The sequence below is a fragment of the Bradyrhizobium sp. IC3195 genome (genome assembly GCF_020193585.1).
Lineage (GTDB): Bacteria > Pseudomonadota > Alphaproteobacteria > Rhizobiales > Xanthobacteraceae > Bradyrhizobium > Bradyrhizobium yuanmingense.
In genome coordinates this window covers 60,894-77,535 of the sequence record NZ_JADYVG010000021.1, presented here as the reverse complement: position 1 = coordinate 77,535, position 16,642 = coordinate 60,894, and the positions used below count along the sequence as shown (strand labels likewise).

Sequence of the window (16,642 nt, the reverse complement as noted above, 5' to 3'; positions counted from 1 at the left end):
GCTATCATTCCGTGCCGGAGGGCGTCATGGCAAGCCTGACCATCCGCAAGCTCGACGACGCCGTCAAAACCTATTTGCGGCTGCGCTCGGCCAAGAACCACAGGTCGGTCGAAGAGGAGGTCCGGGTCATCCTGCGGGAGCTGATCGAGGGCCGCGAGGAGCCGCTGACGCCGTTTGCGGTGCCCTCCGCCGCCCCGACGCCGCAGCGCAGCGGCGCCGTTCCCGAGGTCAGCGTCACCCTGATCATCGGCGGCGGGATTGCGGCCTACAAGTCGCTCGACCTGATCCGCAGGCTGAAGGAGCGCCGCATCGAGGTCCGCTGCGTGCTGACCAAGGCGGCGCAGCAGTTCGTGACGCCGCTGGCCGCGAGCGCCCTGTCGCATGAGCGCGTCTATACCGACCTGTTCGACCCGCAGAGCGAGTTCGATGCCGGCCATATACGCCTCGCGCGCGACTGCGACCTGATCGTGGTGGCGCCGGCCACGGCCGACCTGATGGCGAAGATGGCGAACGGCCATGCCGACGACCTCGCCAGCGCCATCCTGCTCGCGACCAACCGCAAGGTGCTGCTGGCGCCGGCGATGAATCCGCTGATGTGGAGCAACGCGGCGACGCGCCGCAACGTCGCCCAGCTCCAGCGCGACGGCGTTGTGCTGATTGGCCCGAATGCGGGCGAGATGGCCGAGGCCGGCGAAGCCGGAACGGGCCGCATGTCGGAAGCCATCGAGATCGCCAATGCCGCCGAGCGCCTGCTGCGGCCGCCGACGCCGAAGCCGCTCGCGGGCACGCGCGTGCTGATCACCGCCGGTCCCACCCATGAGGCGATCGACCCGGTGCGCTATATCGCTAACCGTTCCTCCGGCAAGCAGGGCTTTGCCATTGCCGCCGCTGCACAGGCCGCGGGCGCCGAGGTTACTCTGGTGAGCGGTCCGGTCGACCTCGACGATCCCCCGGGCGTGACGGTGAAGCATGTCGAATCGGCGCGGCAGATGCTGGAGCAGGTCAAGGCCGCGCTTCCCAGCGACGTCGCGATCTTCGCCGCCGCAGTCGCCGACTGGCGCGTCGCCAATGAAGGCGAGCAGAAGCTGAAGAAAACCGCGGCCGGCATGCCGCCGCTGCAATTGGTCGAGAACCCCGACATTCTCGCCACCATCTCCAAGCTCGCCGACAAGCGCCCGAGGCTCGTGATCGGCTTTGCCGCCGAGACCGAGCACCTCATCGACAACGCCAAAGCAAAATTCGCGCGCAAGGGCTGCGACTGGATCGTCGCCAACGACGTCTCGCCCGCCACCGGCGTGATGGGCGGCGACCGCAACACGGTCCACCTGCTCAGCCGCAAGACCGGTGCGCCGGACGGCGAGATTGCAGTTGATTCCTGGCCGGCGATGACCAAGGAACAGGTCGCGATCGAACTGGTCGCGCAGATCGCGAAGAGCGTGACCGGCAAATCCCTGGAGTCCGCATCTTGAGCACCGAGGTTACCGTCGAGCTGCAACGCCTCGCCCACGCTGAGGGCCTGCCGCTGCCGGCCTATCAGACCAGCGAGGCCGCCGGCCTCGATCTGATGGCCGCGGTGCCGGACAACGAGCCCATGACGCTCGCACCAGGCCAATACGCGCTGGTGCCGACGGGCCTTGCCATCGCCTTGCCGCTGGGACACGAGGCGCAGGTGCGGCCGCGTTCGGGGCTGGCGGCCAAGCACGGCGTCACCGTGCTGAATTCGCCAGGCACGATCGATGCGGACTACCGCGGCGAGATCAAGGTGATCCTGATCAATCACGGCACCGCGCCGTTCGTGATCAAGCGCGGCGAGCGCATCGCCCAGATGGTGATCGCGCCGGTGCTGCAGGCCGCGCTGGTTCCCGTCGCCACATTGTCGTCGACCGACCGCGGCGCCGGCGGTTTTGGTTCTACCGGGCGCTAACCCAAGACAACTCCAGCCGAATCATCTTCAGAATCACGCGCCTTGGAACCGCGCGGCCCGCATTTTTTTGGGGCCGCCTTTGCGTTCACGATCTGGACTCTTACCGGCGGAGTCGCGGTGAGGGTATTGTCTTTTGATTCGCGCGCGACGGGGGTCGCCGCGCGCAGATTCGTGCGGTCTTGAATTTCCGCGTCTTGGGGCAACTATGTCAGGCGTGATCGTGTCGATGCGTCGGACGCTGTTGTCGTGCACATCGCTGGCGCGCAACGGCTTGGTGGGAGGCGCTCTCGCAGCGCTGCTGCCGGCTGCGCCGGCCAAGGCCGCCGACCTCATCGACACCCTCGCCCTCGTGATGGATCTCAACCGGCAGGAACTCGCGGTGCTCGCCACCGCGCTGGCCCTGCTCGGCTTTTCGGTGATGGCCGCGATCCTGTTGATGCGGACGCGGGTGCGCACGGCGAAGAACGAGGCGCGGCTGCGCGCGCGGATCGGGGAACTTCAGCTCCAGGCCGACCGCTTCGGCGCACTGTTGTTCGCCGAGCCGCAGATCCTGATCTCATGGCCGGCGGGCGACAACCGCGCGCAGATTTCCGGCGATATCGCGCTGGTGCTGCCGCGCGATTCCTCGCCGCAGCGCGTGCTGGCGTTCGGAACCTGGCTGCCGCCGGAACCGGCGCTGCTGATGGACCATGCGGTCGATGCGCTGCGCGAGCGCGGCGACGGGTTCCAGCTGACGCTGACCACCGCGCACGGCCATATGCTGGAAGCGATCGGGCGCGCCATCGGCGGCCAGGCCATCGTCCGCATTCGCGAGCTCTCGGGCCTGCGCCGTGATCTGGCCGAAACCAATCTGCGCTACAAGGCGCTCTCCGACGAGACCGAGATGCTTCGCGGCTTTGCCGCGGCCGCACCGTGGCCGATCTGGGCAAAGGGCGAGAACGGCGCGCTGACCTACGCCAACCCGGCCTATGTGCGCGCCACTGAGGCGACCAGCGCCATCGATGCCCAGGAACGCAAGCTCGAGCTGCTCGACAGCGACGACCGCAATGCGATGGAGCGGGGGCTGAAGGACGCCGCCAATTTCACCTCGCGGCTGCCGATCGTGGTCGGCGGCGAACGGCGCATCTACGACGTGCGCGCCGTCAATGTCGGCAGCGGCAGCGTCGGCGTCGCCATCGATGCCAGCGAGGCGGATGCGCTGAGCTCGGCGCTTGTGCGCATGGCGGAGGCGCACCGCCGCACGCTCGACCAGCTCTCCTCCGGCGTTGCCGTGTTCGACGGCCAGCGGCGCCTTGCCTTCTACAACGATTCCTATCGCCGGCTGTGGGATCTCGATCGCAACTTCCTCGACGCCCATCCGGACGATTCCAGCGTGCTCGACCAGCTCCGCGCCGCGCGCAAATTACCGGAGCAGCCGGATTTCCGCGCCTGGAAGGCCAAGCTGCACGAGGCCTATCGCGCGGTCGAGACGGCCAAGGACACCTGGTTCCTGCCTGACGGACGCGCGCTCTCGGTCGTCACCACGCCGAACCCGGAAGGAGGCGTCACCTATCTGTTCGACGATGTCACTGAAAGCCTCGACCTCGCCCGCCGCTTCGACGGCCTGATCCGCGTCCAGCGCGAGACGCTGGACAGCCTCGCCGAGGGGGTCGCGGTGTTCGGCAGCAACGGCAAGGCGCAGCTGTTCAATCCGGCCTTCGTGCGGATGTGGAAGCTGTCGAGCGATGCCATGCGCGACGAGCCGCATATCCAGACCGTCGAAGGCTGGTGCCATCAGCTGTTCGACGATCCGCAAGTCTGGCGCCAGATCCGCGAGGCCATCACCGCGATCGAGAACCGCGCCGACCTGCCGCTGAAGCTGGAGCGCAAGGACGGCAGCGTGCTCGACGGCATGATCCGGCCGCTGCCGGACGGCGCCACCATGCTGACCTTCCAGGACATCACCGACACCGAGAATGTCGAGCGCGCGCTGCGCGAGCGCAACGAGGCGCTGGAGGCGGCCGACCAGATGAAGGTGGATTTCGTCCACCACGTCTCCTACGAGCTGCGCTCGCCGCTCACCACCATCATCGGCTTCGCGCATTTCCTCAGCGATCCCTCGACCGGACCGCTGACGCCGAAGCAGGCCGAATATCTCGACTACGTCACCAAATCGACCAACGCTCTGCTCGCGCTCACCAACAACATCCTGGATCTCGCCACCATCGACGCCGGCGCGATGAAGCTGGAACTCGGGCAGGTCGACGTCAGCAAGGCCATCGAGCTTGCCGCCGAGGGCATCCAGGACCGGCTCGCCACCGACCGCATCCGCCTCAAGGTCGAGATCGCGCCCGACGTCGGCAGCTTCGTCGGCGACGAGAAGCGCGTGGTGCAGGTGCTCTATAACCTCCTCGCCAACGCCGTCGGGTTTTCTCCACAGGATTCCACCGTCGGCATCAGCGCGCGGCGCACCGAACGCAGCGTGGTCTTCACCGTGACAGATTCGGGCCCTGGAATACCTGCCGACATGAAAGACAAGGTGTTCAACTGGTTCGAAAGCCGCTCGCAGGGCTCGCGTCACCGCGGCGCCGGGCTCGGCCTGTCGCTGGTGCGCTCCTTCGTCGAGCTGCATGGCGGCAAGGTGCGGGTGGATTCGATCGTCGGCCGCGGCACGGTCGTGATCTGCGATTTCCCGACCGACCAGGCGGCGCATCGCGACGCCGCCGAATGACGGAAACAACCACATTCTCCGTCGCGCTTCACAACGAGACGGCCACGGCGCAGCTCATGGCCGACCTCGCGCTGCTGGTTGGCCCCGGTGACGTCATTACGCTGACCGGCGATCTCGGCGCCGGCAAGACCGCGGCGGCGCGCAGCCTGATCCGCTATCTCGCCGCCGACGATGCGCTGGAAGTGCCGAGCCCGACCTTCACGCTGGTGCAGGGCTACGAGCTGCCACCCTTCCCGGTGCTGCATGCCGATCTCTACCGCGTCGAGGACGAGAGCGAGCTCGAGGAGATCGGGCTGTCGCCGCTGCCCGATGCCACGCTGGTGCTGATCGAATGGCCGGAGCGCGCTCCGTCGGCGATGCCCGAGGACCGCATCGACATCGCGCTGACGCACCGGCCGGCGCTGGGCGCGAGCGCACGTGCCGCCGACATCACAGGCCATGGCAAGAGCGCAGCTACAGTTGCGCGGCTGAAGGCGCTGCGCGACTTCCTCGACGCATCCGGTTACATCGATGCGACGCGCAGGCGCATGCCGGGCGACGCCTCGACACGCTCCTACGCGCGGCTCGTGCGCGATGAGGAGATCGTCATCCTCATGAACTTCCCGCAGCGGCCCGACGGCGCAGCGCTCTACAACGGAAAATCCTACAGCGCCGCGGTGCATCTGGCCGAGAACGTAAAACCCTTCGTCGCCATCGACGAAGGCCTCCGGGCGCAGGGGATCTCCGCGCCTGCGATCCATCATTTCGATCTCGACCAGGGCTTTCTGATCTCCGAGGATTTCGGCAGCGAGGGCGTGATTGAGGGCGATCCGCCGCGGCCGATACTCGGGCGCTACGAAGCCGCCACCGACGTGCTGGCGATGCTGCACGGCAAGACGCTACCGGAGACGCTGCCGCTGGACGGGCAGACCTACGCGATCCCCGTCTTCGACGTCGAGGCGCTGCTGATCGAGATCGGGTTGATGCCGGAATGGTATTTGCCCGATCGCAACGCGCCGCTGAGCGATGAGGCGCGCGCGGAATTTTTTGCGATGTGGCGCGAACTGCTGAAGCGGCCGCTGGCAGCGCCGAAGACGTGGATCATCCGCGACTATCACTCGCCCAATCTGATCTGGCTCGGCAACCGCAGCGGTATCGAACGCGTCGGCGTGATCGATTTCCAGGACACCGTGCTGGGGCCGCAATCCTACGACGTTGTGTCGCTGCTCCAGGACGCCCGCATCGACGTCCCCGAGACGATCGAGCTGACGCTGCTATCGCGCTACATCAAGGCGCGGCGGGCGCAGGATTCGAGCTTCGACGCCGCCGGCTTCGCCGAGCTCTACGCGATCATGTCAGCCCAGCGGAACACGCGCCTGCTCGGCACCTTCGCCCGGCTCAACCGCCGCGATGGCAAGCCGCATTACCTGCGCCATCAGCCGCGGATCTGGACCTATCTCCAGCGCTCGCTGGCGCATCCCGCGCTCGCCCATCTGCGCGACTGGTATCTCGCCAACGTCCCGCCGCCGGGCTGATTCAGGACCGATTTACCGGCCGTTAGCCAAGATGTCGCTATTCTGGCGCCGAGGGAGCCGGAACATTGCGGGGCTGGAGCGGGGGCAGATGGCAGCGAAAGCGGATCAGCGCGGAAATAGCCGGGTTATTTTCGAGCGCGGGTTTTCGGCCCAGATGATGGGAATCGACGGCACCTGGCGGCGCGACTGCACCATGGAGGACGTCTCCGAGACCGGCGCCAAGCTGACGATCGACGGCTCGGTCGAAGGCCTGCATCTGAAGGAATTCTTTCTCCTGCTGTCGTCCACGGGGCTCGCCTACCGGCGTTGCGAGCTGGCCTGGGTCAATGGCGACCAGATCGGCGTCAATTTCCTGAAAGTGGGCGACAAGAAGAAGAAGGTACGTTCCACAGCCGTTGGGGCGTGACGGCAACACCCGTCGTACAACCGTCACGGCGGGTGGTTAAGGCGGTTGAGATGCGGTGCGGCAGATCGAGCCTCGTGTTAGGATTGCTGCGAACGCGAAAGGTCCTGAGAAGGGGAAGGATGTCCGTCAAGCCGACCAAAGCCATGGTGCTCGCCGCAGGGTTTGGCCTGCGCATGCGCCCCCTGACGGACAAGATGCCGAAGCCGATGGTGCCGGTCGCAGGCCAGCCGTTGCTCGACCACGTGCTCGACAAGCTCGGCCAGGCCGGCGTGACCGAGGCGGTGGTCAACGTGCACTATTTGCCGGACCAGATCATCGACCACGTCGCATCACGCCAGCTTCCGCGCGTGACGATCTCCGACGAGCGCGACCAGGTGCTCGGCACTGGTGGCGGCGTCGTCAAGGCGCTGCCGCTGCTCGGCGATGCGCCGTTCTTCCATGTCAATTCCGACACGCTGTGGATCGACGGTGTGCGCTCGAACCTGACGCGGCTCGCGGAAAATTTCGACCCTGATCGCATGGACATCCTGCTCCTGATGGCGCCGACCGCGACCAGCATCGGCTATGGCGGCCGCGGCGATTACGGCATGCTGCCCGACGGCGCCTTGCGCAAGCGCAAGGAGAAGGAGGTCGTTCCGTTCGTCTATGCCGGCGCGGCGATCATGTCGCCCGCGATCTTCGTGGACGCACCCAAGGGCGAATTCTCGCTGACGAAGATGTTCGATCGCGCGGGCGAGCAGGAACGGCTGTTCGGCCTGCGCCTCGACGGCGTCTGGATGCATGTCGGCACGCCCGACGCCGTGCACGCCGCGGAAGAGGCTTTTTTGGAGAGCGTGGCTTAGGGGCTGCCTCGAAGAGGCCGTAGCCCGGATGGAGCGTAGCGTAATCCGGGGCCTCTCGCCGCGGAGCAGCATCCCGGATTGCGCTGCGCTCCATCCGGGCTACGAACCTCGGCGAACAGCGGGGACGACTCCTCCTCCACCCATGACCATTTGACCCCGCCTCCCTATATTGCCTGATCCTTCGAATCAGGCAGCCCATGCGCGTCTTCAGCGTTCCCATCTCAGTTCCGTTCCTGCGCACGGTCGTCACCGCCCTGCTCGATGGGCGGCTGGTGGAGGGATTCGAGGCGCGCAAGGAACCGGCGCGGCTGGCGGACGCGACGCTGTATCTGCCGACGCGTCGCGCCATGCGGATCGTGCGCGAGATCTTCCTCGACGAGATGAAGGCGGATGCCGTCGTGCTGCCGCGCATCGTCGCGCTCGGCGATATCGACGAGGACGAGCTCGCTTTCGCGGGCGAGAGCGAGCAGTTTTCCGGGACCGCGCCGCTCGACATTCCGCCGCGCCTGGGCGAGCTCGAACGGCGCCTGACGCTGGCGCAGCTCGTCGCTGCCTGGGCCAAGGGCCCGGTGCTGGCGCCGCTGGTGGTGGGCGGCCCCGCCTCGACGCTGGCGCTGGCGTCCGATCTCGCGCGCCTGATCGACGACATGGTGACGCGCGGCGTCGACTGGAGCGCCCTTGACGGCCTCGTGCCTGACAACCTCGACCGCTACTGGCAGCACTCGCTCGAATTCCTGCGCATTGCCCGCATCGCCTGGCCCAATCACCTCGCCGAGATCAACCGGATCGAGCCGGCCGCGCGGCGCGATCTTCTGATCGCAGCGGAAGCGAGGCGCTTGACCGCGCATCCAAGTGGACCCGTGGTCGCGGCGGGCTCGACCGGCTCGATGCCGGCCACCGCAAAGTTCCTGCATGCGGTCGCCTCGCTGCCGCATGGCGCCGTGGTGCTGCCCGGTCTGGACACCGATCTCGACGAGGATGCCTGGCGCAGCATCGGCGGCAGCAGGGACCTCTTGGGCATCACCGAGAATCCGGCGTCGAACCATCCGCAATATGCGATGCATGCGCTGCTCGATCGCTTCGGCATCAAGCGCAGCGATGTCGAGATTTTGCAGCCGCCGGCGGAAGACGGCCGCGACCTGCTCGCGTCGGAATCGATGCGGCCGTCCGCCAAGACCGAGGTCTGGCACGACCGGCTGAAGCAGCCCGATGTTGCCGCGAAGATCGCGGGCGGCATGAAGAACCTCGCGGTGGTCGAAGCGCCCAATCCTGAAATGGAAGCGCTCGCCATCGCCATCGCCATGCGCGAGGCCAGACACCTGGACAAATCCGCGGCGCTGGTCACGCCCGACCGCGCCCTGGCGCGGCGGGTGATGGCGGCGCTGACCCGATGGGATCTCGCCTTCGACGATTCCGGCGGCGACGTCTTGATGGAAACCTCCGCCGGCACGTTTGCGCGCCTTGCGGCAGAGGCGGCGACCAAGGGCCTGGAGCCGCCGACGCTGCTGGCGATGCTGAAGCATCCGCTGTGCCGGCTCGGCCGCGCGCCGGGCGCGTGGAAGATGGCAATCGAGAGCCTGGAGCTTGCGGTGCTGCGCGGCACGCGTCCGCCGGCAGGTACCGCGGGCCTCCTGCGCGAGTTCAACGGCTTCCGGGATGAGCTGGCAAAGCTGTGGCGCAGCGAGGTCTCCGCACTGCATCGCGCCGAGCCGCGGGCGCGTCTCAAGGCCGAGGATCTCGATCGCATCCAGGCTCTGATCGACGCCCTGCAAAAAGCATTGGCGCCGATCGAGAGCCTGCCGCCGTCGAAGCCGTATGATTTCGCCGAGCTTGCGCATCGCCATCGCGAGATCATGATCGAGCTGTCGCGCGACGAGCAGGGCATTCCGCTCGCTTTCGAGGATCGCGATGGTCTCGCGCTCGCCGGCGCCTTCGACGATCTCTTGCGCGGCGGCACGACCAGCGGATTGATGGTGCAGCTAGCGGACTATGCGGACGTCTTCCAGACCGCCTTCGGCGACCGCGCGGTGCGGCGGCGCGACAGGCCGGGCGCGCGGCTGCAAATCTACGGCCCGCTGGAATCGCGCCTGATGCAGGCCGACCGCATCATCATTGGCGGCCTGATCGAAGGCGTCTGGCCGCCGGCGCCGCGCATCGATCCCTGGCTCAGCCGGCCGATGCGGCACGAGCTCGGGCTCGATCTGCCGGAGCGCCGTATCGGCCTGTCCGCCCATGACTTCGCGCAATTGCTCGGCGGCGACGAGGTCATTCTCACTCACTCGGCCAAGGCCGGCGGCGCGCCGGCGGTGGCCTCGCGCTTCCTGCATCGGCTGGAGGCGGTGGCCGGCGATGAGCTCTGGCAGGCGGCCGTTCGCGCCGGCGAGACATATGTGCAGTTCGCTTCGGCGCTCGACCAGCCCGACGAGGTCAAGCCGATCAAGCAGCCGGAACCACGGCCGCCGCGCGCGACACGCCCGCTCAAAATGTCCGTCACCGAGATCGAAGACTGGCTGCGCGACCCCTACACGATCTACGCCAAACGCATCTTGCGGCTCGATGCGCTCGATCCCGTCGACATGCCGCTCTCGGCCGCCGACCGCGGATCGGCGATTCACGATGCCATCGGCGAATTCACGGAAAGCTATGCGGCGCGTCTGCCCGACGATCCCGCGCGGGTGCTGCGCGCGATCGGCGAGAAGCACTTTGCACCGCTGATGGAGCGGCCCGAAGCACGGGCGCTGTGGTGGCCGCGCTTCCAGCGCATCGCGCGCTGGTTCGGCGAATGGGAGACGGCGCGGCGCGAGGCGATCGCGGCGATCGTCGCGGAGACCCGTGGCGAGATCTCGTTCATGCTCGATAACAAGCGCAGCTTCCGCCTTTCCGCGCGCGCCGACCGCATCGAACGCCGCCAGGGCGGCGGCTACGCCATCCTCGACTACAAGACCGGCCAGCCGCCGACCGGCAAGCAGGTCCGCATGGGCCTGTCGCCGCAGCTGACGTTGGAAGCCGCGATCCTGCGCGAGGGCGGTTTTCCCGACATCGACGCCGGCGCCTCCGTGAGCCAGCTCGTCTATGTCCGCCTCAGCGGCAACAATCCACCCGGCGAGGAGCGCATCCTCGAGCTCAAGTACAAGCCCGGCGACGAGCCGCAGCCGCCGGACACCGCGGCCGCCGAGGCGAGGGCAAAGCTGGAAGCGCTGATCCGCGCCTTCGAGGACGAGAACCAGGCCTATACATCGCTGAACCTGCCGATGTGGGCGAATCGCTACGGCACCTATGACGACCTTGCCCGGATCAAGGAATGGTCCGCGGCCGGCGGGTTGGGGATCGAGGAATGGTGAAGGCGCCGCGTCCCATCCCTGACGAGGTGCGAGCGCGGCAGGCGCGCGCCTCCGATCCGACCGCGTCGGCCTTCGTCTCGGCCAATGCCGGCTCGGGCAAGACGCATGTGCTGGTGCAGCGCGTGATCCGCCTGCTGCTCTCGGGCGTGCCACCGGAGAAGATCCTCTGCATCACCTTCACAAAAGCTGCCGCCGCCAACATGGCCGAGCGCGTGTTCACCACGCTCGGTCATTGGGTGACGCTGGACGATGACGCGCTCGACGCGGCGATCCGCGCGGTCGGCATCCCGCATCCCGGCGCAAAGCTGCGCCGCGACGCGAGAAAACTGTTCGCCTGCGCGCTGGAGACGCCGGGCGGGCTGAAGGTGCAGACCATCCACGCACTGTGTACCCGCCTGCTCCAGCAATTTCCGTTCGAGGCCAACGTTCCCGCACGCTTCGCCGTGATCGACGAGCGCGACCAGACCGACATGATGGAACGCGCCAATTTGAAGGTGCTGCTGGAAGCCGCACGCGATCCGGAGAGCGTCACCGGCCGCGCGCTGCTGACGGCGATGGCGAGCGCCGCGGATGTCACCTTCAAGGAGGTCGTGCGCGAGGCGTGCCTCAGCCGCGATCATTTCATGGCCTGGACCGACCAGGCCGGCAATGCGGAAGCCGCAGCGGCGCAGATGGCTGCGGTGCTGGGCGTTGACATCGGCGACCGTATCGAAGCCGTCGAGACGGAAATTCTCGACGGCCCGTTCCTGCCGCGCGTGCGCTGGGACGACATTGCGATGGCGCTGGAGGACGGCAGCAAATCCGATAATGACCAGGCCGGGCGGCTGCGCGCGGCAAAGGTGTTTTCCGGCAGCGATCAGGTCGACGCCTATCTGTCCGTGTTCCTCACCGACGACAAGCTGCCGCGCAAGGCGGTGCTGACCAAGAAGTTCTGCGATCACAATCCGTCCGTGGCGCGCCTGTTCGAGGCCGAGGCGCAACGCCTTGCGGTTCTGATCGAGAAGCGCCGCGCCGTGACGGTTCGGGACCGCACCGCGGCCCTGCTGCATATCGCGACAGCGGCCGCCGCGAATTACCGCCGCGAGAAGCAGGAGCGCGGCCTGCTCGACTACGACGACCTCATCGACAAGACGCTGGCGATGCTGGACCGCATCGCCTCGGGCTGGGTGCATTACAAGCTCGACCGCGGCGTCGATCACGTGTTGATCGACGAGGCGCAGGATACCAGCCCGCGGCAATGGGACATCATCGCGCACATCATCTCCGAGTTCACCGCCGGCGAAGGTGCGCGCGAGGGGCTGAACCGCACCATCTTCGCTGTCGGCGACGAGAAGCAGTCGATCTTCTCGTTCCAGGGCGCAGCTCCCCACGAGTTCGACGCGCGCAGGCGCGAGCTGCATCGCAAGTTCACCGCCGCCGGCCTGAAATTCGATCCGGTCGCCTTCACCTATTCGTTCCGCTCGGGCGCGACGATCCTGCATTCGGTCGACCACGTCTTCCGCGATCCCGCGATCTACAAGAGCATCCATTCGGTCGAGATCGGCCATCCCCTGCACAATTCGCTGAGCGATGCCGGCCCGAGCGTGATCGAGCTGTGGGATCTCGCCGAGGCCGACGATCGGCAGGACATCGAGGGCTGGCGTGCGCCATTCGACGGCGTCGCCGTCACCAGCCCCGAGGTCAAGCTTTCCCGACGCATCCAGGCCGAGATCAAGCGGCTGGTCGAGAGCGGCACGCTGACCGGGCACGAGGGCGAGCGTCGTCCTCTTCGCTATGGCGACATGCTGATCCTGGTGCGCCGGCGCGGCAACGCATTCGACGCCGTGATCCAGGCGCTGAAGCACGCTGGTATCCCGGTCGCCGGCGCCGACCGCCTCAAGCTGACCGAGCACATCGCCATGATCGACCTGATGAACCTGGCCGACGCGCTGCTGCTGCCGCAGGACGATCTCGCGCTCGCGGTGGCGCTGAAGTGCCCGCTATTCGGGCTCGATGACGACGATTTGTTCCAGCTTGCGTGGGACCGCAAGGGATCGCTGCGCCGCGCGCTGGGCGACCATGCGGCCACAAGCGAGAAATTCACCACGGCGTTGCGACGCCTAGAAGCCTGCGAGATCCGCGCCCGCGAGGAGACGCCGTTCGCGTTCTACGCCTGGCTGCTGGGCGGCGATGGCGGGCGGGCGCGCATCCTGCGCCGGCTCGGCCACGAGGCCAATGACGCGCTCGACGAATTCCTGGAGCTCGCGCTGAACTACGAGCGCAAGGCGCCGGCTTCGCTGCAGGGCTTCATGGCCTGGCTCCGCTCGGCCGACACCGAAGTGAAGCGCGACATGGAGATCTCGCGCGACGAGGTGCGGGTCATGACCGTACACGGCGCCAAGGGCCTGGAGGCCTCGGTCGTGTTCATGGTCGACACCACGTCTTCGCCCGCGGACTCGCAGCGGCTGCGGCTGATCCAGGTACCGCGCGGCAATGGCGGCGAGGTCGTGGTCTGGGCCGGCCGCAAGGCCGACGATCCAAGGCCTGTCGCCGAGGCGCGCAAGGCGATGCTGGAGGAGACCGAGGACGAATATCGCCGCCTGCTCTACGTCGCGATGACGCGCGCGGCCGATCGGCTGATCGTCGGCGGCTGCATGCCCGGCAACATGAAGACGGTGCGCAAGCTGAGCTGGTACGACCTCGTCGACACCGGGCTCAAAGGCTCGGGCCTCGACAAGCAGGTGATCGAGACGCCGCTCGGCAAGGTGACGCGGTTCGCCCGTCCGGAGGATGTCGCGGCGCTGGGCGCGGCGGCGGCCTCCGTGCACCAGACCATCGCGCTGCCGGAGTGGCTGCGAACACCGGCACCGCGCGAGGCCATCGACGAGGATCCGGTGCGCCCCTCGGGCCAGTCTGCCGGGGAAGGACGCAGCGTCCGATCGGGCGAATCGGTGCAGTCGCGCGCGCTCGCGCTGCAACGCGGCACGCTGGTGCATCGGCTGTTGCAATCGCTGCCCGACATCGCGGGCGAGCGCCGCCGCGAGGCCGCGCTCGGCTTCATGGCGCGCAACGCTTCGGACTGGCCGGAAACCGACCGCATCGCGCTGGCCGACAAGGTGCTCGCCCTGATCGCGGACCCGCGTTTCGCCCCCGTCTTTGCCGCCGGCAGCCGGGCGGAGGTCGCCATCGCCGGGCGGCTGGAGCGGCCGGGCCGCACGCCGGCCCTGGTATCGGGACAGATCGACCGGCTGGTCGTGCGCCCAGAGGAAGTCCTGATCGTCGACTTCAAGACCAACCAGGCAGCGCCCAAAAGCGCGGCCGAGGCGCCGGCGACCTATGTCCGCCAGCTTGCGCTGTACCGGGCGGTGCTGTCGCGGCTTTATCCCCAAAGGCCCGTCAGGGCCGTCCTGCTCTGGACCGAGGCCCTTGAATATATGGAGATTTCGGCCCCCGCGCTGGACGCGGCGCTGGCATCCCTTCATCTCGGTGTGAGCGTCCTTGACCCGGCAAGGGGCCGTTCATAGGTTCACCCCATGATCCCGGGTGCGATTCCAGGTCGCGCCGATTCTCTTTCAACCGAGTGAGGTACTCCCAATGGCCGTTAGCAAGGTTTCCGACGCCGATTTCGAAGCCGAAGTGCTCAAGGCGAACGGCCCCGTGGTCGTCGATTTCTGGGCCGAATGGTGCGGCCCCTGCCGCATGATCGCACCCGCGCTCGACGAGATCGCCGGCGCGATGGGCGACAAGGTCAAGATCGTGAAGCTCAATGTCGACGAGAGCCCGAAGACCGCCTCGAAGTACGGCGTGATGTCGATCCCGACCCTGATGATCTTCAAGGGCGGCGAGATGGCCTCGCGCCAGGTCGGCGCCGCGCCGAAGGCGAAGCTGCAGCAGTGGATCACCTCCGCGGTCTGATCAACTGGCCAGGATTATTGGCGCAAGATTATTTTCGACAACGGCCGGCGAAAGCCGGCCGTTTGGCGTTGATGGGACGTGTTCAGCGTATGACGAGTCCCGCCCTTGCCTGCTCCTCCCCGAAAGCGCGACCGCAAGCCCACCGCTCTCGCCGCAATGGAGGCGCGCTCGGTCGACGCGATCCCGCGCGGCGGTGAATGGCAATATGAACCCAAGTGGGACGGCTTCCGCTGCCTGTTGGCGCGCAACGGCAGCAACGTCGACCTGCGCTCCAAATCCGGCGAAGACCTCGCGCGCTACTTCCCGGAAGTCGTCACTGCTGCCTTGGAGCTGAAGGCCGACCGTTTCACGCTCGACGGCGAAATCGTCGTGCCGCACGGCAAGAGCTTTTCCTTCGACGCGCTGCTGCAACGCATTCATCCGGCGGCAAGCCGCGTGAAGAAGCTCTCGGTGGAGACACCGGCGCTCTACCTCGTCTTCGATCTGCTCGCGACATCCGGACAGAAGGGCCTGGCTGAGAAGACGCTGCGCGAACGGCGGCCGGCGCTGGAAGCCTTCGCGAAAGCCAACCTCAAGGGCAGCCTCTTCCGTCTTTCGCCGACGACGACGAGCTACGCCACAGCCAAAAAGTGGCTCGCGCAATCCGGCGGCGGCTCGGACGGCGTCATCGCCAAGCGGATCGATCTGCCCTACCAGGCGGGCAATCGCGACGGTATGCAGAAGATCAAGAAATTCCGCAGCGCCGATTGCGTGGTCGGCGGCTTCCGCTACGCCACCAACAAGATCGCCGGCCGAAACGTCGTCGGCTCGCTGCTGCTCGGGCTCTACGACGATGATGGCCTGCTGCATCACGTCGGCTTCACCTCGGCGATCAAGGCGGAGGCGAAGCCTGATCTGACCGATCGGCTCGAAGCACTGATCGGCGAGCCCGGCTTCACCGGCAACGCGCCAGGCGGGCCGAGCCGCTGGTCGACCGAGCGCTCCGCAAAGTGGTGTCCGCTCAAGCCGAAGCTGGTGATCGAGGTCTGCTACGACCATTTCAGCGGCGAGCGTTTTCGCCACGGCACCTCGATCCTGCGTTGGCGCCCGGACAAGGCGCCGCGGCAATGCACATTCGAGCAGCTGAAACAGAAGGCGGCCGATCCGATGAAGCTGTTGAAGTAGCCCGTAGCCCGGATGGAGCGGAGCGTAATCCGGGAATCATGCCCCAAGCAACGATGGCCCCGGATTGCGCTCCGCTCCCTCCGGGCTACGCAGCAACACCTACTTGATCCACCCCGTCGCCAGCGCGTTCGCAAGCTCCGGCTGACCATTGCGGCGCGCCAGCGCGGCCATGGCCTCGTGATCGTAGGCGACGTGGCGGAACGTCACCTGCCAGGCAGCATCGACGCGTTCGAGGATCGCATAGCGCGCGTGCGGCGTGCCGGCCTCGACGACATGCGGGTACGGATGCTTGTCGCGAAAGCCAGGGCTGCCGACGCTGCCGGGATTGACGATCAGCCGGCCATCACGCAGGCGCACCGCGCGGGCGAGATGGGTGTGGGCGCACAGGATCAGCGATTGCGTGATGCCTTGGGCGAGTGGCTCGATGTGGTCGAGCGCGGACAGCGCCACCGTGCCGTCGGGATGCACGCTGTCGAGCCAGTACACCTCGTCATTGTCTGGCGTCGCGTGGCAGAGAAACACCTGGTCACGGAACACCCGGGTCATCGGCTGTGCGCGCAGCCAGTCGAGTTGCCCGGCATCGAGGGCTGCATAGGCGGGACGATCCCACGACCCCATCTTCTCCGGCGGACGGTCGAGCAAATAGCGGTCGTGATTGCCGAGGACGTGCACGGCGTCGAGCGGCATCAGGATCTCAATGGTGCGGCGCGCATCGAGCGGGCCACTCAGCATGTCGCCGAGATTGACGATGTCGGCAATACCGAGCGCGCGGATGTCGGCGAGCACGGCCTCCAGCGCGAGATAGTTTCCGTGGACATCGGCAATCGCGGCGAAGCGCATTGGCATT

Annotated in this window: 11 protein-coding genes; 10 read left to right on the top strand and 1 reads right to left on the bottom strand. The window is 67.1% G+C overall.

From position 1 onward, the window contains the following. Positions 1-26 precede the first annotated feature (26 nt). The 10 genes from coaBC (at position 27) to I6F09_RS29625 (ending at position 15,795) form a co-directional block, all read left to right on the top strand. Positions 27-1,469 carry a bifunctional phosphopantothenoylcysteine decarboxylase/phosphopantothenate--cysteine ligase CoaBC gene (gene coaBC, locus I6F09_RS29670; protein WP_225189664.1) on the top strand — a complete coding sequence of 481 codons (1,443 nt, stop codon included), beginning with the start codon at positions 27-29 and terminating at the stop codon, positions 1,467-1,469. Next, positions 1,466-1,924, top strand: a complete 459-nt coding sequence (dut, locus tag I6F09_RS29665) for a dUTP diphosphatase (RefSeq protein ID WP_225189663.1) — start codon at positions 1,466-1,468, stop codon at positions 1,922-1,924. The genes coaBC and dut overlap by 4 nt, the downstream gene beginning before the upstream one ends. 205 nt (positions 1,925-2,129) lie before the next feature. Next, positions 2,130-4,634 (top strand): PAS domain-containing sensor histidine kinase, encoded by a 2,505-nt coding sequence (locus tag I6F09_RS29660; RefSeq protein ID WP_036024463.1) that lies wholly within the window; start codon positions 2,130-2,132, stop codon positions 4,632-4,634. Continuing rightward, the gene (gene tsaE / locus I6F09_RS29655) at positions 4,631-6,148 is read left to right on the top strand and encodes a tRNA (adenosine(37)-N6)-threonylcarbamoyltransferase complex ATPase subunit type 1 TsaE (RefSeq protein WP_225189662.1); all 1,518 of its coding nucleotides are present in this window, start codon (positions 4,631-4,633) and stop codon (positions 6,146-6,148) included. The genes I6F09_RS29660 and tsaE overlap by 4 nt, the downstream gene beginning before the upstream one ends. An 88-nt stretch (positions 6,149-6,236) precedes the next feature. Next, on the top strand, positions 6,237-6,554 hold the full coding sequence (locus I6F09_RS29650; protein ID WP_036009083.1) for a PilZ domain-containing protein: 318 nt from the start codon (positions 6,237-6,239) through the stop codon (positions 6,552-6,554). Between the two features lie 119 nt (positions 6,555-6,673). Next, positions 6,674-7,396, top strand: a complete 723-nt coding sequence (locus tag I6F09_RS29645) for a nucleotidyltransferase family protein (RefSeq protein WP_036024455.1) — start codon at positions 6,674-6,676, stop codon at positions 7,394-7,396. 197 nt (positions 7,397-7,593) lie between these two features. Next, positions 7,594-10,737 (top strand): double-strand break repair protein AddB, encoded by a 3,144-nt coding sequence (addB, locus tag I6F09_RS29640; protein WP_225189661.1) that lies wholly within the window; start codon positions 7,594-7,596, stop codon positions 10,735-10,737. Next, the gene (gene addA, locus I6F09_RS29635; RefSeq protein ID WP_225189660.1) at positions 10,731-14,240 is read left to right on the top strand and encodes a double-strand break repair helicase AddA; all 3,510 of its coding nucleotides are present in this window, start codon (positions 10,731-10,733) and stop codon (positions 14,238-14,240) included. The genes addB and addA overlap by 7 nt, the downstream gene beginning before the upstream one ends. A gap of 70 nt (positions 14,241-14,310) precedes the next feature. Continuing rightward, positions 14,311-14,631, top strand: a complete 321-nt coding sequence (trxA, locus tag I6F09_RS29630) for a thioredoxin (protein ID WP_008540017.1) — start codon at positions 14,311-14,313, stop codon at positions 14,629-14,631. Positions 14,632-14,787: 156 nt separating this feature from the next. Beyond that, positions 14,788-15,795: an ATP-dependent DNA ligase gene (locus I6F09_RS29625; protein ID WP_225189692.1), complete on the top strand. Its 1,008-nt coding sequence runs from the start codon at positions 14,788-14,790 to the stop codon at positions 15,793-15,795. Positions 15,796-15,894: 99 nt separating this feature from the next. On the opposite strand, the gene I6F09_RS29620 is transcribed toward I6F09_RS29625, so the two are convergent. Beyond that, the gene (locus I6F09_RS29620; RefSeq protein WP_225189659.1) at positions 15,895-16,635 is read right to left on the bottom strand and encodes a metallophosphoesterase family protein; all 741 of its coding nucleotides are present in this window, start codon (positions 16,633-16,635) and stop codon (positions 15,895-15,897) included. Positions 16,636-16,642: the final 7 nt, after the last annotated feature.